Annotated in this window: 16 protein-coding genes; 6 read left to right on the top strand and 10 right to left on the bottom strand. The window is 65.4% G+C overall.

Annotated elements, in window-relative coordinates; all coding sequences use genetic code 11:
- Positions 1 to 601 precede the first annotated feature (601 nt).
- Together S58_RS08535 and S58_RS08530 are read left to right on the top strand one after the other, a co-directional pair.
- Positions 602 to 2824, top strand: a complete 2223-nt coding sequence (locus S58_RS08535; protein WP_015664876.1) for a tetratricopeptide repeat protein — start codon at positions 602 to 604, stop codon at positions 2822 to 2824.
- A 351-nt stretch (positions 2825 to 3175) separates the two neighbouring features.
- Positions 3176 to 4336 carry a TAXI family TRAP transporter solute-binding subunit gene (locus S58_RS08530; RefSeq protein WP_015664875.1) on the top strand — a complete coding sequence of 387 codons (1161 nt, stop codon included), beginning with the start codon at positions 3176 to 3178 and terminating at the stop codon, positions 4334 to 4336.
- A gap of 25 nt (positions 4337 to 4361) precedes the next feature.
- On the opposite strand, the gene maiA is transcribed toward S58_RS08530, so the two are convergent.
- From maiA to S58_RS08510, 4 genes are all read right to left on the bottom strand, one after another.
- Entirely contained in the window at positions 4362 to 5033 is a 672-nt protein-coding gene (gene maiA, locus S58_RS08525; protein WP_015664874.1) for a maleylacetoacetate isomerase, read from the bottom strand.
- Positions 5034 to 5104: 71 nt separating this feature from the next.
- Entirely contained in the window at positions 5105 to 5614 is a 510-nt protein-coding gene (locus S58_RS08520) for a hypothetical protein (protein ID WP_015664873.1), read from the bottom strand.
- Between the two features lie 302 nt (positions 5615 to 5916).
- Positions 5917 to 7263 (bottom strand): alpha/beta hydrolase, encoded by a 1347-nt coding sequence (locus S58_RS08515; protein WP_042339012.1) that lies wholly within the window; start codon positions 7261 to 7263, stop codon positions 5917 to 5919.
- 227 nt (positions 7264 to 7490) lie between these two features.
- Complete coding sequence (locus S58_RS08510) at positions 7491 to 7838, bottom strand: MerR family transcriptional regulator (RefSeq protein ID WP_015664871.1); 348 nt, start codon at positions 7836 to 7838, stop codon at positions 7491 to 7493.
- A gap of 85 nt (positions 7839 to 7923) precedes the next feature.
- Between S58_RS08510 and S58_RS08505 the strand changes: the two genes are divergently transcribed.
- The gene (locus tag S58_RS08505) at positions 7924 to 8934 is read left to right on the top strand and encodes a zinc-dependent alcohol dehydrogenase family protein (RefSeq protein ID WP_015664870.1); all 1011 of its coding nucleotides are present in this window, start codon (positions 7924 to 7926) and stop codon (positions 8932 to 8934) included.
- Positions 8935 to 9238: 304 nt separating this feature from the next.
- Here the strand turns inward: S58_RS08505 and S58_RS08500 are convergent, their stop codons facing one another.
- Together S58_RS08500 and S58_RS08495 are read right to left on the bottom strand one after the other, a co-directional pair.
- On the bottom strand, positions 9239 to 10165 hold the full coding sequence (locus tag S58_RS08500; RefSeq protein WP_015664869.1) for an alpha/beta hydrolase: 927 nt from the start codon (positions 10163 to 10165) through the stop codon (positions 9239 to 9241).
- 100 nt (positions 10166 to 10265) lie between these two features.
- Complete coding sequence (locus S58_RS08495) at positions 10266 to 10526, bottom strand: DUF7336 domain-containing protein (RefSeq protein ID WP_015664868.1); 261 nt, start codon at positions 10524 to 10526, stop codon at positions 10266 to 10268.
- A 1038-nt stretch (positions 10527 to 11564) separates the two neighbouring features.
- Here S58_RS08495 and flhA point away from each other — a divergent pair.
- Entirely contained in the window at positions 11565 to 13697 is a 2133-nt protein-coding gene (gene flhA / locus S58_RS08490; RefSeq protein WP_015664867.1) for a flagellar biosynthesis protein FlhA, read from the top strand.
- 385 nt (positions 13698 to 14082) lie between these two features.
- Positions 14083 to 14283 carry a hypothetical protein gene (locus S58_RS08485; RefSeq protein ID WP_015664866.1) on the top strand — a complete coding sequence of 67 codons (201 nt, stop codon included), beginning with the start codon at positions 14083 to 14085 and terminating at the stop codon, positions 14281 to 14283.
- A 128-nt stretch (positions 14284 to 14411) separates the two neighbouring features.
- Here the strand turns inward: S58_RS08485 and S58_RS08480 are convergent, their stop codons facing one another.
- The 4 genes from S58_RS08480 to fliI form a co-directional block, all read right to left on the bottom strand.
- Positions 14412 to 15473, bottom strand: a complete 1062-nt coding sequence (locus S58_RS08480) for an anti-sigma factor (protein WP_015664865.1) — start codon at positions 15471 to 15473, stop codon at positions 14412 to 14414.
- 54 nt (positions 15474 to 15527) lie between these two features.
- On the bottom strand, positions 15528 to 16076 hold the full coding sequence (locus tag S58_RS08475) for a sigma-70 family RNA polymerase sigma factor (RefSeq protein WP_015664864.1): 549 nt from the start codon (positions 16074 to 16076) through the stop codon (positions 15528 to 15530).
- Positions 16077 to 16229: 153 nt separating this feature from the next.
- On the bottom strand, positions 16230 to 16649 hold the full coding sequence (fliJ, locus tag S58_RS08470) for a flagellar export protein FliJ (protein WP_015664863.1): 420 nt from the start codon (positions 16647 to 16649) through the stop codon (positions 16230 to 16232).
- A gap of 109 nt (positions 16650 to 16758) precedes the next feature.
- Complete coding sequence (gene fliI, locus S58_RS08465; protein WP_015664862.1) at positions 16759 to 18081, bottom strand: flagellar protein export ATPase FliI; 1323 nt, start codon at positions 18079 to 18081, stop codon at positions 16759 to 16761.
- A 422-nt stretch (positions 18082 to 18503) separates the two neighbouring features.
- Here fliI and ctrA point away from each other — a divergent pair, with 422 nt between their 5' ends.
- Positions 18504 to 19205, top strand: coding sequence for a response regulator transcription factor CtrA (ctrA, locus tag S58_RS08460; protein WP_012046382.1), 702 nt, complete (start codon positions 18504 to 18506; stop codon positions 19203 to 19205).
- Positions 19206 to 19287 lie beyond the last annotated feature (82 nt).

Genomic DNA, 19287 nt, shown 5'->3' with positions numbered 1-19287 from the left:
ACCTGCCGCCTGCATTCTTTTCGCAGGCGGGTCACGGGCGCGGCCGGCGCCCGGCCTTCCCTGCGCCCTCCCCTATTTTGAGGACGAACCTGATTGCACAGCTCGGGCGCCATGCGCCGCGGGAGACGATCGTGCATGTCGTTTTGAGATGAGCACAGATGCAGACTGTTGCACGGCATCTCCCAGTATTGGTTGCTGATCCTGCCCGGGGCTTGTCCGGTCTGCGCGGCCGAAGCGGCGCCGGCACAGCGAAGGCCCGGGCTGCCAGTTCTCTCCTTTCACCAGCTCCAGAGACGTGGATGGCCGGGACAAGCCCGGTCATGACGGCACGGAAACAGCTGGGCTCAAGCCCGGACGCTCCTGTGCAATTACCCTGCTCTCGCGGCGCGCCCGAGGCCTTCGTTAACCAATTGCTAACCATAGCCCGGGCAAGCTCCGCCGCGTCGCGTTGCGCGTGGCCGGCCACCGGACAACCCGCAGGACACACCCTGGGCTTTGCTGCCGCCGGGCATGGCGGTGGCCCGGTTGCCGGCTGCGGCGCGGACGCGGCTGCCGCCCTTTCGACGTCACCGCCCGTCTTGTCCGCCCGGAGAATGAGCCCTTGAGCACTGTCGGTTCGCGCGCTTTCCAGAAGGCCCGTCAGGAAAAGAAGCAGAAGAAGCTCGTCGAGACGCAGCTGACGGCGGCGTATGCGGCCTTCAGGGCCGGGCGCCAGGCGGATACCCAGGCGCTGTGCGCCAAGCTGCTGCAGGAGGTGCCGACCTGCTTCGAGGCGGTGCATCTGCTCGGCGTGTCGCTGGTGTCCTCGGCGCGTTTCAGCGATGCGACGGGCTTCCTGACGCAGGCGGTTGCGCTGGAGCCCAATTCGGCGGACGCGCAATCCAATCTCGGCTGGGCGCTGGTCAATTGCGACCGCTACGAGGAGGCGCGTGTGGCGCTGGAGCGGTCGCTGGTGCTGCGGCCGAATGCGCCGATCACCTTGCGCAACCTGACGATCGCCCTGCTGCGCCTGAAGCAGGGTGACGCCGCGCTGGCCGCCGCGACACGGGCGCTCGAGCTCAAGCCGGATGATGTCGATTCCTGGTGCAACCGCAGCGTTGCCGAGCTGATGCTGCGGCGCTGGGACGCCGCCGCCGCGAGCGCCGAACGCGCGCTGACGTTCAACCCGACCCATTTCGAGGCGACGGTCAACAAGGGGCTCGCGCATCTCGAGCTGCACCATTTCGAGCTGGCGGAAGCGACCTTCAATGCCGCCCTCGCCGCACGGCCCGCCCATGCCGAGCTGCGGGCGCATCGCGGCCGGCTTTACATGCTGTCCGGCCGCACCGCGGAGGCCGAAGCCGATTTCGACGCCGCGGTGACGCTCGATCCACGCCTCCAGGTGGGGTGGCAGGGCAAGGCGCAGATCTGCATGATCAAGGGCAACGTCGCCCAGGCGATGGCCGCCTGCAAGCGCGTGCTCGACCAGAACCCCACGGCGCAAGTCGCGCTCACTTTGCTCGGCGCCTGCCTCGGCCGGCTCGGCGACATCGAGGGCGCGATCGCCCGGTTCGATCAGGCGCTCACGGTGCAGCCCGACTACGACGAAGCCATCACCAAGAAGATCTTCTATCTCGACTTCCTCTCCGGCGCCGACTTCGCCGTCCAGCAGGCCGCCCGGCATTATTGGTGGGTCGCGGTCGGCTCGAAATTCCCGCGCCGCAAGCTCAGCCCGCGCTCGCTCGATCCCGACAGGCGCCTCGTCGTCGGCTACGTCTCGGCCGATTTCCGCACGCACTCGGCGGCCTTCGCGTTCCTGCCGGTGCTGCGCGGACACGACAAGGCGCAGGTGCAGGTCAATTGCTATTCGACCTCGCCGCGGCACGATGACTTCACCACCAAATTCCAGTCCGCTGCCGATGTCTGGGTCGAGGCGTCGAACCTCTCCGACGACGAGCTCGCCGACCGCATCCAGGCCGACGGCGTCGACATCCTGGTCGACCTCTCCGGCTACACCACGGGCATGCGCATGCCGGTGTTCGCGCGCAAGCCGGCGCCGATCCAGGTCACGGCCTGGGGCAGCGGCACCGGCACCGGCCTTGCGACGATGGACTACTTCTTCGCCGATCCGGTCACGGTGCCCGAGAGCGTGCGGCCGCTGTTCGCCGAGCACGTCCATGATCTGCCGTCGGTGATCACGATCGACCCGCTGCTCGACATTCCGCCGTCGCCGCCGCCGATGCTGCAGAACGGCCACGTCACCTTCGGCGTCTACAACCGCATCGACAAGATCTCCGACGAGGCGATCGCGCTGTGGGCGCGGCTGCTCGGCGAAGTGCCGGACGCCCAACTCGTCATCAAGCATCTCGCGCTCAACGACGCCCTGGTGCGCGACGGCCTGATCGGCCGTTTCGTGACGCAGGGCGTGCCGGACGCGCGCCTCGTCTGCCTGGGGGCCAGCGAGCGCAGCGAGCATCTGCGGTCATACGACCGCATCGACATCGCACTGGATCCGTTCCCGCAGAACGGCGGCATCTCGACATTCGAATCGCTCTACATGGGCGTGCCGGTGGTCGCCAAGCTCGGCCGGGGCGCGGCCTCGCGCGCGGCCGGCGGCATCCTCACCGCAGCCGGCCTCGCCGACTGGGTCGCCGATGATGATGACGGCTACATCAGGATCGCCAAGAGCTTCGCGGCGCAGCCGGAGCTGCTGGCGAAGTTGCGGCCGGAGCTGCCCGGCATGGTGGCGCGCTCGCCGGCCGGCGACGTCGCCAACTACACGCGCTGTGTCGAGGGGGCGTACCGGCAGTTCTGGCGTGACCATTGCGCGAAGGCCGGTGCTTGATCGCGGTGACGGTCTCGCACAGGTTCCGACGCAGGTCGCACCAATTCCGGCCTGCGCAACGCCCTGACTGCGCCACAATTCACAACCAGGAGCTGTAGTAGTTCCCACTAGGCCATTTTGACCGGGTGTGTCAGCAGCGCGCCTGCATCGCGATATTAGTTAGCTTTTCCTGTCTCGGATAGAGCGCAACCAACGATGTGGCTTTTTGGTGGCATCGCCCGGCTGCGACACCCGACCTCACTGCGACCAACCGGCGAGTAGTAGACCACCTTCACCGATCAGGGAGATAATGCGGCAGAAAAATCGCCGGGCTCGCAATCACCGAGCCACCGGCCACGGAGGAATTGGGGCATGCGGGTCGGTCTATTGAGTTGCGTCGTTGCGGCAGGATTGAGCGTGGCAGTGTCGTTGCCCGCCGCTGCACAGGCCCCGCGCGTGGCAAAGTCGGCAACGGCCGCCGCCGCAGGCGAAGGCGGCAAGCTGCAGGAATCCAACGAGTGGACGGTCGGCGTCGCCGGCGGCCTGCTCGAAGGCACCAACATCCGCTTTGCCGCCGAGATGGCCAAGGTGCTCGACGACCGGCCGAATTTGCGCGTGCTGCCGATGGTGACCTATGGCGCGCTCGGCAACATCGAGGACCTGCTGTATCTGCGCGGCGTCGACGTCACCATCACCTCGGCCGACGTGCTCGACGAATTCGTGCGCAACGGCACGCTGGCCAACATCAAGAACCGGATCCGCTACATCTGCTCGTTCTACATCAACGAGATGCATGTCTACGTCCGCCCCGAGATCAGGACGCTCGAGGATCTCGCCGGCAAGAAGGTCTCCTTCAACACGGTGGGAAGTGCGGCGAACCTGACCGGCGGCATCGTGTTCGACCGGCTCAAGATCAACGCCGAGAAGGTGTTCATCAACAATTCGGTGGCGCTCGAGAAGATGCGGACCGGCGAGATTGCCGGCGTCGTTCACGTCACCGGCAAGCCGACCGACCTGTTCGCGAAGTTCAAGCCCGAGCCGGGCTTCCATTTCCTCCCGATCCCGTTTGCGCGCAGCCTGCAGGACTACTACGTGCCGACCAAGCTGACCTCGCAGGACTATCCCAACCTGCTCAAGCCCGGTGAGAGCGTCGAGACCATCGGCGTGCCGCAGGTGCTGGCCGTCTACAACTGGTCGCCGGAGACCGAGCGCTACCGTCGCGTGTCGCGCTTCGTCGAATATCTGTTCAAGCGGTTCGACCAGTTCAAGCAGCCGCCATTTCATCCGAAGTGGAACGAGATCAACCTCGCCTCCTCGCTTCCCGGCTGGACCCGCTTCCGCGCCGCGGAGGAGTTGCTGGCAAGCAGCCGCCCACCGCAGGCCGACGGCGCTGCCGTCAAGCAGCAGTTCGACGAGTGGATGAGCACGCGGGCGCCGACGGGTGGCCGGCGGATGAGCGAGGACGAGACCAAGGTCCTGTTCGAGCAATTCCGCGACTGGATGAAGCGGGACGGCGGCCAGCCGGCGCGGTAGCGCCGACGGTCCTGGCGTAGGTAGGTTACGACACCGCTGGCTTGCGGCGCAGCGCATCCGGCGTATCCGGCTGCGCCAGCGGATGGGCGGACGCAAAGGCCGGGAGCGCCATCGCGGCCTCGAAGACGCGCTTCACCGTCGGCGTGGAGGCGAGGTCGAGGCCCTGGTTGAGCGCGAAGGTGACGTGGCCGGCGAGGCAGATATCGGCCGTCGTGGGCGCGTCGCCATGGGCGAAGCGGCCGGTCGCGGCATGGCCGGCGAGCTGCGCCTCGACGGCGACCAGCATCTCGGCCGCCCAGTGCCTGAGCCACGCCGCGCGCGCCGCGTCGTCGACATGCAGCACCTCGGTGAGATAGCGCTGCACGCGGGGCGTCGTCAGCGGATGCGCATCACAGGCGATCATCGCCGCCAGCGCCCGCACCCGCGCCCTGCCCTTCGCATCGCTGGGCAGCAGCGCCGGCGTTGGATGCGCCTCGTCGAGATAGTCGAGGATCGCAAGCGACTGCGTCAGCACGCTGCCGTCGTCGAGCACCAGCGACGGCAGCGCCATCTGCGGATTGAGCGCGGCATAAGCATCGTCTCGATGCTGCCGGCGGTCGATGTCGACCGCCACGAGCTCGTAGCCGATGCCCTTCAGGTTGAGCGCGATCCGCACGCGATAGCTCGCCAGCGATCGCCAGAACGAATAGAGCTTCATCGGGCCTCTCCCTTGGCGGGCATCGTTCGTGCGACGTGTATCACGACGACTGCCGTTCGAGCCCGCTGCCGTCACTCCGCGCCCGGCGTGAAATCCTGGTCGGCCACGCTGGCGCCTTGCGGCACCTTGATCACGACCGCCGCTCGATTGAGCGCCTGGTGGCAGGAATTGCAGGCGGCGGTGAGGTTCGCATAGGACTGCTCGAAGCGGCCGATGTCCTTCTGCTTGATGGCCTGCGCCAGTTCGTCGAACGGCTGCTGCGTCACCGCCGCATTCATGTCGGCGAACGAATTGCCCTCGACCAGCGGCTGCGCCCGGCTGACGCGATTGAACGCGCCCTTGAGATTGCCGAGCTCATAGGCGCTGAACGCCCAATTGCCGCTATGGCCGGCAATCCACAGCCGGATGTGCCGCGGCTGGATCGTCCCGATCATGAGATCGCTGACGGTCGGCAGATAGGCCGGCGCCGGGGCCGGCGTTTCGGCTCTGGGTGCAGCGACGGCGATGAGTGATGCAAGCCCGGCAAGGCCCGCGGCCGTCACTGTCAGCCGGATGCGATGGCGAGGCTTTGGTCGACGCATCTTCAACTCTCCTGAGATCATTTAGAAGAGTTCTAAAGAACGACATCCACTGCCGCCAATCGCAATAGTTGATCGCAACGATCAGAAAAACTTGATGCCGCCCGCCACCGGCCGCGCGCTGTCCGGACACATTCTGCTGTCCCGCAGCCCCAGCGCGAGACGAAGGGTGGCCGCTCTCCTGAGGCGCCTGACATCAGCAGGTGCGACCGACCTGTTGCGCCGGTGTTAGCTTCGCTCCGAAGCCGCGCATCGTCAGGGCTCTCGAAGAGCGCCCGTCTGTCATTCGCCCGCGCAACGCGCCGTCACGGAATCGGATAGCCCTTCCACAGCCATTCCAGCGCGGACGGCAGCGTCTGCGCGATGGTGGGACGGTCGACATGCCTGGCATTGCGCACGAACATGAACTGATAGTGGTAGCCCTTGTCGGCCAGCACCTTGGCCATCAGCTCGGCCGAGAGCGTCCAGTCATGCATGCCGTCGGGAATGGTCGGGTTGGGATAGAACAGGTCCTGATCGCCCATCTCGAACCAATAGCGGATCGGCTTCACCGGCGCGCTCGGGATCAGCGGCGCGCCCGGCGGCTCCGACGGCACCAGCGCGCCGTCCTTCACGGTGAGGTTGGGCGTGGCCGGGCCCGTCCATGGCGAATGGAATTCCCAGGCACCGCCACGCAGGGCCGGATTCTGCGGCCATTGCTGGTTCACCATGGTCGGCGAATAGGCGAGCACCCGGCGATAGAGATCGGGATTGAACCACGCCATGATGAAGGCCGCGGCGCCGCTGGAGCTCAAGCCCATGGTGGCGCGTCCCTCGGGATTCCCGGTCAGCCTGACGCCGGCGCGGCTCTCCACCAGCGGCAGCACCTCACGCTGCACGAACTGCGAATAGGTCTCCGACACGGTGTCGTACTCCCGGCCCCGCTGCGCGCCCTGCGCATCCTGGCCGCCATTGCCGATCTGGATCGACACCATCGGCGGCACGCGCCGCTGATGGATCAGATTGTCGAGGACGGTGTTCATGTCCTTCCAGGCAGCGGACCCGCCGTCGCCGAGCACGATGAAGGGCAGCTCGGCGCCCGGCACGGCGTTCGGCGGCACGTAGACATCGATCTTGCGGGTCCAGGTGCCCGGATGGCTGGTGGTGACGATCATGTTCGACTTGTCGTTCGGCACGGTCGTCGTGATCATGATCGATGAGTTGGTGCAGCCCGCCACATCGTCGCGGATCAGCCCGGGATTGTAGATCACGCTGTCGCGCGACGACATCGTGAAGGAGACGACGGTGCCCTTCGGCACCCCCTCCTTCGCGACCGTCTCCGGCGCCGGCGCGTGGGTCGGACCGATGATGAAATTCCCTTCGGCGCCTGCAGGCGGCAGGGTGCCGTCAGGCAGCTCGGTGGCCTGCGGATAGTTTGGAGTCCTGGGATCGCGCGTCGGCGGCTTGGTCGAAAAATCCAGACCCGTGGGGTCGACGAAGAACGGCTTGTCCTTGTCGGTGGTGTTGGCGCCGGGCGGCACAACCATGTTCTGGGTGACGCAGGAGGTCTGGGCCGATGGCGTCTGCGCTTGTTGGGCTCGAGCCGGGCTCGTTGTCGCGAGCACGCAGGCCGTGATCATTGTCCCCGCAAGGACAGTCCATGCATCGTTCATGTTTCTTCCCGTGCTGGCGTTGTTATGAGCAAGCCTTGTTCGGGATTATGTCGGGGCGTCGACACCCGGTCAAATCCGATAGCGGTTCCATTCTCGACGCGCGTCGCCGGGAGCTTTTGCGTCATGCGCCTGATCGCGATCACCCTCAGGGCTTGATCCGATGGCGCGGACTGTCGACATCTTCGACCCATCCGCGGCCACGACGTCCGACATTCGATATCCGGCGATCAGCTCACGCTCGATATGAAGCCCGCGAGAATCGTCCGGCTCTGGCTGAGTGCCTCGATGCGTTGATCGATGAGGCCGACCTGCTGCGTGAGCACTCTTCGCAGATTGTCGCAAGGTCTGAAATCCGGACGGGTGTTCCGCACGCACGGGAGCAACTGCTTGATCGTGTCGAGCGTCATCCCGGCGGAGCCGAGCACCTTGATCCGGCGCACGGCTTCCTCGTCCGCCGGACCGTAGTCGCGATATCCGGACAAGGTTCGTTGCGGCGCAAGCAGGCCCTCGCCCTCGTAGTAACGCAGCATCCGGATGCTGACTCCCGTCCTCCGGGAGAGTTCGCCGATCTTCACCTGAAAACCTCTTGACCCTGACAGCGATGTCAGACCTTACAGATCGTGCTCATCCAAGGGGAGTCCTCTTGTGAAGGGAGCAACGATGAAAGCCTATCATTTGAACGGCCATGCAGGTGCAGGTCGCCTGATGCGCACCGACCTCATCAAGCCCGAACCCGCCGGCGGCGAGGTCCGCATTCGAGTCGAGGCGGCAAGTCTCAACTACCGCGACCTCCTGATCCTCGACAGAGCGGGTGACGGCGGGTTCGACGGCCGCGTTCCGCTCTCCGACGGCGCAGGAATCGTCGATGCCGTAGGCTCCGATGTCGTTCAATGGCGACCGGGCGACCGTGTGGCCGCATCGTTCTTTCGCGATTGGATCTCCGGGCCGTTCAAGGCCAGCTATGTTCCGTCAGCCCTCGGCGGCAACACGATGGACGGCATGCTGGCAGAGTATGTGGTGTTGCCGGCGACGGCGCTGGTCTCCGTGCCGGAGCACCTTTCGGCGGTCGAAGCGGCGACCCTGCCCTGTGCCGCCGTGACGGCCTGGCACGGCCTCATCACCCGCGGCGGAATGGGCAAAGCGGACACTCTGCTGGTCCAGGGCACCGGCGGCGTCGCGCTGTTCGGCCTCCAGTTCGCGGCCGCACTGGGCGCGCGCGCGATCGTCATCTCGTCCTCGGACGACAAGCTCGCCCGCGCCAGGGCCATGGGCGCCTCGATCCTCATCAACTACCGCGACACGCCAGATTGGGATGCCGCGGTGATGAAAGCGACCGATGGCCAAGGCGCCACGCATGTCCTCGAACTCGGCGGCCCCGGCACCTACGACCGATCGCTGCGGTCGGTCGCGTCAGGAGGCAAGATCGTTCAGATCGGTGTCTTGACCGGCTTCGGCCCGAAGCCCGACCTCGCCCGCCTGCAATGGGAGAACGCCGACATCATCGGTGTCACCGTGGGTTCGGCCGAACATTTCACTGCCATGAATCGTTTCCTCACCGAACACTCGATCCACCCGATCGTCGATCGGGTCTACGACTTCGACGAGGCTCCCGAAGCGTTCGCCCATCTCCGGTCCGGCTCGCACTTCGGCAAGATCGTCGTGACGCTGTAGGTGTGGGGGCAATGGCCGGGATCATCATGGCGAGAAGCCCCCGTGCCGATGTCACACGCCGGCTTGCAAGGTGCAACAAATTGCAGGTTCCTCATAATTCAAAGATGCGAGCTATTCCGGAGGCTGACGAATTCGAGTGCAGTCCAGCACTGTCACTAATTCCGGACGAACGGTTCGTTGCGCTCGGCGAAATCGTGCGGTCCTGACACCCCGATGCTGGTGTCCCGCGTCAGCGAGGTCACGCTTTCCGTTCCGCTTGAACAGTGCAACGGCGATAGTTCAATGCACCGTCATCGCGCGCTCGTCATTTGGCGCCGATCATCTTGCGCAGCCAGGCGTCGACGATCGCGGTGGCCGGATGGCTGGCATTGCCCAGCTCGCGATTGATCTCGAGGTGGCCGCGCAGGCCTGCGCCGCCGACCGCTTCGACCTCAGCCGGCGTTCCGGCTCGCGTCAGGGCCGCGGCGAGCGCCTCAGACTGTGCCTTGCCGTCGGCGCGGTCGACGTGGAGGATGAGGAAGGCCGGCGCATTCGGCTTTGCGGCCTGCAGGGTCGGCGACAGCGACCGCTGGCGCACGGAGTCGGTGCCGAACGCCTGGAGATAGGTGTCGGTCATGAAGCGGCCGCTGTCGGCGATCTGGCGCGCCACGTCGTAGCAGGCGCCATCCAGCGCGACGATGCCGCTGACGTCGCGGAACGACAGCCCGGCCGCTGTCAGGTAGCGCGGATCGGTCCCGACCAGCGCGACGAGATGCGCGCCGGCGCTGTGGCCCATCAGCACGATCCGCGAGGGATCAATCCCCAGCCGCCCGGCATTGTTGCGCAACCACGCCAGTGCCGCGGCGACATCCGCCGCCTGCTGCTCCACGGTCGCTGATGGCACCAGGCGATAGTCGATCGAGGCAAAGGCGTAGCCTTGCGCGAGCAGATGCTCGATCTTCGCAGCCCCGGTCGCGTTGCGCTTGTCGCCCCGCTTCCATCCGCCGCCATGGACAAACACGACCAGCGGCGCAGCCGCGCCTCCCCTCGCCCGCCAGACATCGAGCCTTTGCAGCGGATCGGCCCCATAGGCGTATTCGATTGCCGGCGCGCTTTGGCTCGCGGCCTCGCGCGCCGCCATCCGCGCCTGCAGCCGCTCGAGGAAGGGACCCGCGATTGCAGGTGAAAGAGAGATGGGCTGCACGAGCCACAGGCTTGCGGCCAGCAGAACGGAAAGTGTCGAACGCAACATCGAATGCTCCATCGTCGTGGCACGATAGCAGCAGGTGTTGCTTAATGAAGGCCGCATGCGGCGTTGTTACAAAATGCCACGAACGAGGACGCCCACGAGACTACGGTGCGGGATCGCGCGGACGATCGAGGCTGCCGACCGTGGTGAAGCCTTCGCTCCACGCATCCCTATCGACTTCGTATTCGCTGACCAGGAAACAATCAGGATAGTCACGAAAGCCTTCGAATTGAAGCTTGCGCATCTTTGCGGCATCGGCTTCGGCAGCGCTGCTGTAGACTCCGACGAGTTTGTCGTCGGTCTCGTTCTCGTCAAGACGGTCGTCAAGCGGTCGGCTGTGCCAAAGCAGAAAAACTGTCCGCATTCGGTGTATTCCTCGTTCTCGTCATCATAGACCCAGCCAGTTGGTTCCCGCCAGCAGCCGCACGCGGCTCGTCATTTTTCGATTTACCGAATTTTCTGCTTTTCTTTTTTCCGAAATCATGTATATCTCTCTCCGTCCTGCTTCCGCCGGAGGGGCGTGTCGCGACCGTCACGAGACGTGGGAGGTGGGATGCGATGGGCGCAAGGAATCGCAGCGTGGCTTCGTGTCGCGCCGACGAACGGTTCGTTGCGCACGGCGAAATCGTGCGGTCCTGATACCCCGACGCTGGTATCAACGCGGCGCAGTGCCAACGCATTGTGCTGGGGATGGTGGCCAACAAGCCCGGCGCACCAGGGAGACCACGTATAAGCCGTTCCAACCGTTGCGCAGGGGAGGCCGGGCGTTCTCGGCCAGACCTGTGGTACCTGCCGCCTGCATTTTTTTCGCAGGCGGGCCACGGGCGCGGCCAGCGCCCGGCCTTCCCTGCGCCCTCCACTGATTCGAGGGCGGATCTGATGCACAGCTCGGGCGCGAGGCGCCGCGAGATGGTGATCGCGCGCTCGAACGAAAGGCGGACCGATGCAGTGGTGCTCGTGGCACCCCCACCCCGCCCGGCGCTCCGCGCCGGTCGACCTTCCTCGCAGGGGGGAGGGTGAAGACACAGCGCCGCTCGTGCCCTGGGCAGCGATGGACGGGAGCGCAGCTGCGCGATCTGTTTGCCGTCTCGGCTCGTTCGACGATCACAATCCCCGCACCGCCAAGCGTTTCGCCGACGCGTCGCCCGGCCTTGCGGCACGACCGCCCGCCCACCCCTTTCCCCCTCCCCGCAACCTTTCGTTAACCGTCGTTAACCGAACGCTAACCATACACCGGGCAAAAATTGCCGGGTTGGAAGTGAGTGTTGCAGCCGAGTGCAGTTGACGGGGGGGACCTTCCGTGGACGCCAGCACAGTCGCTCCAGTCAGAAACGGCGGCCCGTCGGCCGCCGCGCAGTCGTTTGGGGCCGGCAGACGCGGCCCGCGGGAAGGGGCGAAAGCCATGGTCGACGTCACGGCGGGTCAGGGGACCGGGTCTCCGGCCGGCGGGTTCTCATTCGACAATCTCAAGACGCTGGTCCTGCGCGGCGACATCGCGCTGGCGCTCGGCATTCTCACCATCCTGGTGGTGCTGATCCTGCCGCTGCCCTCGGTGGTGCTCGACCTGTTCCTGGCGATCTCGATCACGCTGTCGATCCTGATCCTGATGACCGCCTTGTTCATCCAGACGCCGCTGGAATTCTCCGCCTTTCCGACCATCCTGCTGATCTCGACGATGCTGCGGCTGTCGCTGAATTTGGCTTCGACCCGGCTGATCCTGTCGCGCGGGCACGAGGGCACCGACGCCGCCGGCCACGTCATCGAGGCGTTCGGCAATTTCGTGATGAGCGGCAATTTCGTCATCGGCATCATCGTGTTCGCGATCCTGGTGACGGTGAACTTCGTCGTCATCACCAAGGGTTCGGGCCGTATCGCCGAGGTCGCGGCGCGCTTCCATCTGGATTCGATGCCCGGCAAGCAGATGGCGATCGACGCCGACCTCTCCGCCGGCCTGATCGACGAGAAGGTCGCCAAGGCCAGGCGCAAGGAGCTGGAGGATGAAAGCGGCTTCTTCGGCGCCATGGACGGTGCCTCGAAATTCGTCCGCGGCGACGCGGTCGCGGGCCTGCTCGTCGTCTTCATCAACATCATCGGCGGCATCATCATCGGCGTCGCCCAGCAGGGTCTGGGCTTTGCCGAGGCCGCCCGCTCCTACACCACGCTGACGGTCGGCGACGGCCTCGTCACCCAGGTGCCGGCGCTGATCGTCTCCACCGCGGCCGGCCTGCTCGTCTCCAAGGCCGGCGTCAGCGGTGCTGCCGACAAGGCGCTGATCAAGCAGTTCTCCGGCTATCCGCAGGCGCTCGGCATGTCCGCCGCCGTCATGCTGGTGCTGGCGCTGCTGCCGGGCATCCCGACGATCCCGTTCCTGGCGCTCGGCGGCGGTGCCGCCATCCTCGCCTTCAAGGCTCACCAGCAGAAGGATGTCGCCAAGGCCGAGGAAGCCGCAGCGGCCGCCGCCGCTCCCGCGGCAGCCGCTGCTGCTGCGGCGGCGGCCGAAGAGCCGATCTCCGCCGCGCTCAAGATCGACGACCTCAAGATCGAGCTCGGCTACGCGCTGCTGCCGCTGGTCAACGCGCCCGACGGCACCGACCGGCTCACCGACCAGATCAAGGCTCTCAGGCGCTCGCTGGCGATCGAGATGGGTTTTGTGATGCCGTCGGTGCGCATCCTCGACAACGTCCAGCTCGAGGCCAACACCTACATCATCAAGATCAAGGAGGTCGACGCGGGCTCCGGCAAGATCTGGCCGAACCAGTTCATGGTCATGGATCCCGGCGGCAACCAGGTCGCGGTGCCCGGCATCCACACCACCGAGCCGACCTTCGGACTGCCCGCCACCTGGGTCGACGCGGGACTGAAAGAGGAAGCGACGCTGAAAGGCTACACGGTGGTCGATGCGGCGACCGTGCTGTCGACGCACCTGACCGAGCTGCTCAAGGCCAACATGAGCGAGCTGTTGTCCTACGGCGAGGTGCAGAAGCTTCTGAAGGAGCTGCCGAAGGAGCAGAGCGAGCTGGTCAAGGATATCGTGCCGACCCAGATCACGATCTCCGGCCTCCAGCGCGTGTTGCAGCTGTTGTTGTCGGAGCGGATCTCGATCCGCGACCTCTCCACCATCCTCGAAGGCGTTGCCGACGCGCTCGCGTTCTCGCGCAACCCGGCAACGATCGTCGAGCACGTCCGCGCCCGCCTCGGCCGTCAGATCTGCGCCCAGAACACCTCGCCGATGGGCTATCTGCCGCTGATCGCACTGTCGGCGAAATGGGAGCAGGCGTTTGCGGAATCGCTGATCGGCCAGGGCGAGGAGCGCAGTCTCGCGATGCAGCCGTCGCGGCTGTCGGAGTTCATGACCGCCACGCGCGACGCCTTCGAGCGCGCCGCGCGCGAGGGCGAATCGCCGGTGCTGGTGACCTCGGCGGCGATCCGGCCCTTCGTCCGCTCGCTGGTCGAGCGCTTCCGCGCCCAGACCACGGTGCTGTCGCAGGCCGAAATCCATCCGCGGGCGCGGCTGAAGACGGTGGGGAGCGTGTGACGGTCGGCCGTTGCGGAACTGGAGAATCCCGAGCGCGTTTTCATCGGCGGGCCGGCGCAAGGCGCCGGCTCCTGCCGCTTTACCGGGCAAACACCCCGTGCATTACCGCCACAGGCAAACGATTTCTTAATTTTGCGTTAGGTGGCTGCATTTTCAGCCGCACACCGAACATCCATACAAGATACTGATATTAAATAGAAAAGATTGATTTTATGGATTTCCAGTCGCAGCGGATCACGCCTTATCACACGCTTGTGATGACCACTACGAAACAGAATCGAGGTTTCCTACGTTGTGGGATGCGAGACGGTGAACCGGAACGTGCCCGGATCACACGAATCAGCAAGGACGAACGAAGCAGGACGGAAGGCAGCAGGAGGCCTCCATGAACCACTCGATTTACAGCGCGGATCGGACGACCCACCTCAAGATCGTGGTGGTCGCACTCGTGGCTGGCATCGCGGTGGCCGGCTTCGGCATCTCCGCCCGCCTCAACGCGGAGACCGGCTACACGCAGACGGCCAAGGTCATGAAGGCCGGCAAGCCGATTGCGGTGACGAGCTCGGAGGCGTCGCTGGTTCGCTGACAGGAATTCCCGGAATTCACGCGGTTCTCACAGCCCCCCAACTGGCCGCGTGGATATGTAGTAGACCCAACCCCAAGTCGACTACCGAAAACGCCCGCTCCCCACGGGCGTTTTCTTTTTGCCTCGCTTCAGCGGCCGGGCGGCACGGTCTCGATCAGCTTGCCGGTAAAGACGATCGGCCCGGTCGCCTGCCCCGTCGGCGACCCGCCCTCGGGCTCGACGGTCACGGCGTAAGTTGCGCGGCTGACGGTGTCGGCGTCATAGGCGGACAATACCGGACGGCTGGTGAAGTCGCTGCCGCCGATCACGCCGAGCGAGCGCGGCTTCTGCAGCTTGTCCGACACCAGCCACAACTCGAAGCTCTTGCCGGCCTCCGGCGCCGCGCCGACCCGGCGCACGGTGTAGCTCTTGCTGGTGGCATCGACGGTGAGAATGAAGGCTGGCGATGCCGCATCCTTCTGCAACAGCGCGACGAACTGCGCCGAGGGTTGCGGCGCCGCCGGAACCTTGACCTCCACGGTCTGGATCCGCGCCTTGGGCCGCAACAGCTGCGGCAGGACCTCCGGCCGATAGACCTGGACGCCGACCAGCGCGAGCAGCGCGGCGGCAAGCGCCGTCATGACGTTCGCGACCGCGCGCAGCTGCCGGACCTTGGACGACAGCCGAACGACGTTGGCGCTGTCGTTCGAAACCTCGTGCACCGCAGACGCGCTTCGCCGGGCCGCGATGGCCGGGGCTTCGACCGGGATGTCTCGCGGGGCGATCTCGACCGGCGGAGCGCCGATCTTCGCAGCTTCGATCTCGGCAGCTTCGATCTCAGGAGCCTCGACGCTTGGCGCCTCGAGCTTCGGAGCATCGGTCGGCGGAGCTTCGGCCACGAGGACTGGAGCCTCGGGAGCCTCCAGCTCTGGCGGGGCGACAATGACCGGCGCTTCGGCGACCGAAGCGGGCTCGGCCGTCGCCCTCAACCGCGCGATCTCGGCCTTGATGCGCTCCCACAATTCGGGGCGCGGCTCGACCAGCCCGACCATCTGGTTGAGCGGCCCGAGCCGGAATTCCCACGCCTGGACCAGGGCAACGAAATCGCGATCGACGGCCATCATGGTCTCGACCTGCGCCCGCTCGGCGGCATCGAGCGTCCCGAGCGCGTATTCCGCCGCCAGCGCGATATGGTCTTCGCTATACGCCATCACAGGTCCAGGTCACGTCACCTACAAGGTCTCTTGCCTCAGCCGAACCACACCTCATCCGAGACCGAGACATTGGCGGATATCCATCATGCTCCGCCGCAGCCAGGTCTTCACCGTGTTCACCGGCGCCTCGAACTTGGTCGCCAATTGCTCGCGGCTCCAGCCGTTATAGTAGGCAAGCAGCACGAGCTTCTGGCGGTCGGGCTCGAGCTGGCCGACGCATTCCAACAAGCGCTTGAGCTCCTCCGACATCTCGCGGCGCGCCAGCGGGTCCGGCGTCTCGGCCGCCACCTCGAGCGCGGAGGGCTCATCCTCCAACGACAGCTCGCCGCGCTTGCGCACCAGATCGATGGCGCGGTTGCGGGCGATGGCGGCCATCCAGGTGATCGGGGAAGACACCGCGGGGTTGAACTGGGCGGCGTTGTTCCAGACCTTCACATAGGTCTCCTGGACGACCTCCTCGGCGAGGTCCTGTCGGTGCAAGATACGGAGCACGACGCCATAGAGTTTCGCGCGCGTCGCCGCGTAGAGGCGCTCGAATGCGGCCTCGTCCCCCTGGGCAACGGCGGCAAGCAACCTGACCAGCTCTGCCGGCGTCAGCATTCAGCGTCCCCGAAAATCGCCCCACTCCCTCGTTCGAGCCCACGTCCTCCCGTAGCACACATCGCGCGCGGCGCTCCAGCGGGGTGGGCGCGACGAAAAACCCGGACCTCGCGGCCCGGGTTTTCGAAAACGACGGCCGTGACGGCGTCGGGCTCAGGCGATGACGCCGAGCCGGGCGCGCATCAGGCCGATCGAGTCCATGTCGGCCTGCTCGCGGGCGCTCTCCTCGGCCTTTTCACGGGCCTGGTCACGCTCGTCGAGCAGCTCGACCTTCTTCATCTCCTCGAACGCCTCGGACAGAGCGGCCTTGGCGTCCTCGAGCTGGGCGCGCAGCTCGTCGGCCGAGCGCGTCAGGTTTTCCCGGCGCTGGATCGCGGCCTTGGCATAGGTCGGATAGGCAAAATGGGTCGGGTCGTTGATGCCGGCCCGGTCCTGCTCGGTCTGGATCTCCCGCTCGAGCTCGGCCGACATGCGCTGGAAGTCAGCGATCATGCCCTCGATCTGCGTCACCCGGCGGCGTTTCTCATCCACCTGAAATTTCTTCAGACGGATCAGCGTTTCGCGCGACTTCATCGACTCATACTCCCCAGAAGTCCCGTAGACGGCGCGGGACAGGGCCGGCCGCCCTTCCTGGGCCCGCCGACTGAACTCTTTACATGGAGGGGATGATTACCCGACAAAGTTAGCTTTCCGTTTCCAAGCGCCCCAGGATCTGTTCCAGCTCGCGATACCCGTCATGAAGGCTGGAGACCTCGTCCTTGCGCTGACGGAGGAACGCCTCCAGCGGCTCGTGCAGCCGGATGGCCTCGTCCACCTCCGGACTTGAGCCGGCGCGATAGGCGCCGAGCCGGATCAGCTCCTCCATGTCGGCGTAGGTCGCCATCACCTGACGCGCGCGCATGATCGTCGGTAGGAATACGGGGTCGGCCGATTTCGGCATCGTCCGCGACACGGATTTGAGGACGTTGATCGCCGGATAGCGGCCGCGTTCGGCGATTGAACGCTGCATCACGACGTGGCCGTCGAGAATGCCGCGCACCGCATCCGCCACCGGCTCGTTGTGATCGTCGCCATCGACCAGCACGGTGAAGATCCCGGTGATAGTGCCGTCGCCGCTGCCCGGACCGGCGCGCTCGAGCAGTTTCGGCAGCTCGGTGAACACCGTCGGCGTGTAGCCCTTGGCGGTCGGCGGCTCGCCGGCCGACAGCCCGATCTCGCGCTGCGCCATCGCAAAGCGCGTCACCGAGTCCATCAGACAAAGCACGTCCTTGCCCTCGTCACGGAAATATTCCGAGATCGCGAGCGTGAGATACGCCGCCTGCCGTCGCATCAGCGCCGGCTCGTCCGAGGTCGCGACCACGACGACCGAGCGCGCGAGGCCCTCGTCACCGAGATCGTCCTGCAGGAACTCCTGCACCTCGCGGCCGCGCTCGCCGATCAGTCCGATCACCGACACCGCCGCATCGACGTTGCGCGCCAGCATCGACAGCAGCACCGATTTGCCGACGCCGGAGCCGGCGAAGATGCCGAGCCGCTGGCCGCGGCAGCAGGTGAGAAAGGTGTTCAGTGCGCGCACCCCGAGATCGAGCGGCGAACCAACGCGGCGGCGCGAATGCGCCGGCGGCGGATTGTTCCGATAGGGAACCGGCGAGGCGCCCTGCGGCAGCGGCCCCTTGCCGTCGATCGGCTCGCCCATCGCATTGATGACGCGGCCGAGCCAGGCCTGTGACGGCCGCACCTGATTGGCCGCGTTGGCGATGACCGCGCGGCAGCCGCGCCGCACGCCCTCCAGCCCGGCGAACGGCATCACCACGGCATTCTTGCCGGAAAAACCTATCACTTCGGCGGGGATGTAATTATTGCCGGTCTCGACCACGATGCGCGCGCCGACCGACATCGCATGGATGGGCCCGGCGATCTCCACCATGAGTCCCTTCACGCCGACCACCCGCCCATAGGTGTTGACGGCGTCGATATCGTTGATCTGCTCGGCCAGCGCCTTCATGACGAAACAGCCTTCATGACGAGAGAGCCTTCATTGCGAACCAGCCTTCATTGCGAAAACCTTAAGTAGGGGCAGATTCGCGTCGCCGGTTTAACTCTGTGTTTACTCGCATCATTAATCATTGCGTCATGGTCTGGAGTGACTGACGTGCTTCGCTTTGCCGCCTTCAAAAAGCGGTGAGATCCGAGAGTCGGTTAGGTCCATCTCTTAACATGGAGCTTGAACGAAGACGGCTAAGAAAAACTGCTTCATCGCAACACCTTACGGCGATTCGACAAAAATTGCACGGTTAGAGCTTGCGGAGAGGAATCAGGATTTGTTAACCATCTCTCGTCAGGATCCGAATCAGTTGTTCAAAGGCGTTTTGAGTGCCGCAATGGCGGCCGACCTGACGCCCGGAGCGGCGACTATGGGGAACTGGCATGCGCGTTTTGCTGATTGAGGATGACAGCGCCGTCGCGCAGTCGATCGAACTGATGTTGAAGTCTGAAAGCTTCAACGTCTACACGACTGACCTCGGCGAGGAAGGCGTCGACCTCGGAAAATTGTACGATTACGACATTATCCTTCTCGACCTCAATCTGCCAGACATGTCCGGTTACGACGTGCTCAAGCAGCTGCGCGTCTCGAAGATCAAGACGCCGATCCTGATCCTCTCCGGCCTCGCCGGCATCGAGGACAAGGTCAAGGGCCTCGGCTTCGGCGCCGACGACTACATGACCAAGCCGTTCCACAAGGACGAGCTGATCGCCCGCATCCACGCCATCGTGCGCCGTTCCAAGGGCCACGCCCAATCGGTCATCCAGACCGGCGACCTCGTCGTCAACCTGGACACCAAGACGGTGGAAGTCGGCGGCCAGCGCGTGCACCTGACCGGCAAGGAATACCAGATGCTGGAGCTGCTCTCGCTCCGCAAGGGCACCACCCTCACCAAGGAGATGTTCCTCAATCATCTCTACGGCGGCATGGACGAGCCCGAGCTCAAGATCATCGACGTCTTCATCTGCAAGCTGCGCAAGAAGCTGGCCAATGCCTCCGAAGGCCGCAACTTCATCGAAACCGTCTGGGGCCGCGGCTACGTGCTGCGCGAGCCGCACGACATGGACGAGCGCATCCCCGCCTGATCCTTCACTGGGTTTACCGGCGAGCCTCACCGCTTGCTCCTCCCAGACTGGGCCCCGCCGCAAATGGCGGGGTTTTTGTTTT

It is taken from the genome of Bradyrhizobium oligotrophicum S58, from assembly GCF_000344805.1.
Classification (GTDB): Bacteria; Pseudomonadota; Alphaproteobacteria; order Rhizobiales; family Xanthobacteraceae; genus Bradyrhizobium; species Bradyrhizobium oligotrophicum.
The sequence above is the reverse complement of the archived record's forward strand: the minus strand, read 5'-3'. Positions and strand labels throughout refer to the sequence as shown.

Excerpts from the sequence above, each read along its gene's own strand:
- fliJ (WP_015664863.1), bottom strand. The coding sequence starts at position 16,649 with ATGAAGTCGCGCGAAACGCTGATCCGTCTGAAGAAATTTCAGGTGGAT.
- S58_RS08515 (WP_042339012.1), bottom strand. The coding sequence starts at position 7,263 with ATGAACGATGCATGGACTGTCCTTGCGGGGACAATGATCACGGCCTGC.
- S58_RS08505 (WP_015664870.1), top strand. The coding sequence starts at position 7,924 with ATGAAAGCCTATCATTTGAACGGCCATGCAGGTGCAGGTCGCCTGATG.
- ctrA (WP_012046382.1), top strand. The coding sequence starts at position 18,504 with ATGCGCGTTTTGCTGATTGAGGATGACAGCGCCGTCGCGCAGTCGATC.
- S58_RS08520 (WP_015664873.1), bottom strand. The coding sequence starts at position 5,614 with ATGCGTCGACCAAAGCCTCGCCATCGCATCCGGCTGACAGTGACGGCC.
- fliI (WP_015664862.1), bottom strand. The coding sequence starts at position 18,081 with ATGAAGGCGCTGGCCGAGCAGATCAACGATATCGACGCCGTCAACACC.
- S58_RS08475 (WP_015664864.1), bottom strand. The coding sequence starts at position 16,076 with ATGCTGACGCCGGCAGAGCTGGTCAGGTTGCTTGCCGCCGTTGCCCAG.
- S58_RS08530 (WP_015664875.1), top strand. The coding sequence starts at position 3,176 with ATGCGGGTCGGTCTATTGAGTTGCGTCGTTGCGGCAGGATTGAGCGTG.
- S58_RS08500 (WP_015664869.1), bottom strand. The coding sequence starts at position 10,165 with ATGTTGCGTTCGACACTTTCCGTTCTGCTGGCCGCAAGCCTGTGGCTC.
- maiA (WP_015664874.1), bottom strand. The coding sequence starts at position 5,033 with ATGAAGCTCTATTCGTTCTGGCGATCGCTGGCGAGCTATCGCGTGCGG.
- flhA (WP_015664867.1), top strand. The coding sequence starts at position 11,565 with ATGGTCGACGTCACGGCGGGTCAGGGGACCGGGTCTCCGGCCGGCGGG.
- S58_RS08480 (WP_015664865.1), bottom strand. The coding sequence starts at position 15,473 with ATGGCGTATAGCGAAGACCATATCGCGCTGGCGGCGGAATACGCGCTC.
- S58_RS08485 (WP_015664866.1), top strand. The coding sequence starts at position 14,083 with ATGAACCACTCGATTTACAGCGCGGATCGGACGACCCACCTCAAGATC.
- S58_RS08495 (WP_015664868.1), bottom strand. The coding sequence starts at position 10,526 with ATGCGGACAGTTTTTCTGCTTTGGCACAGCCGACCGCTTGACGACCGT.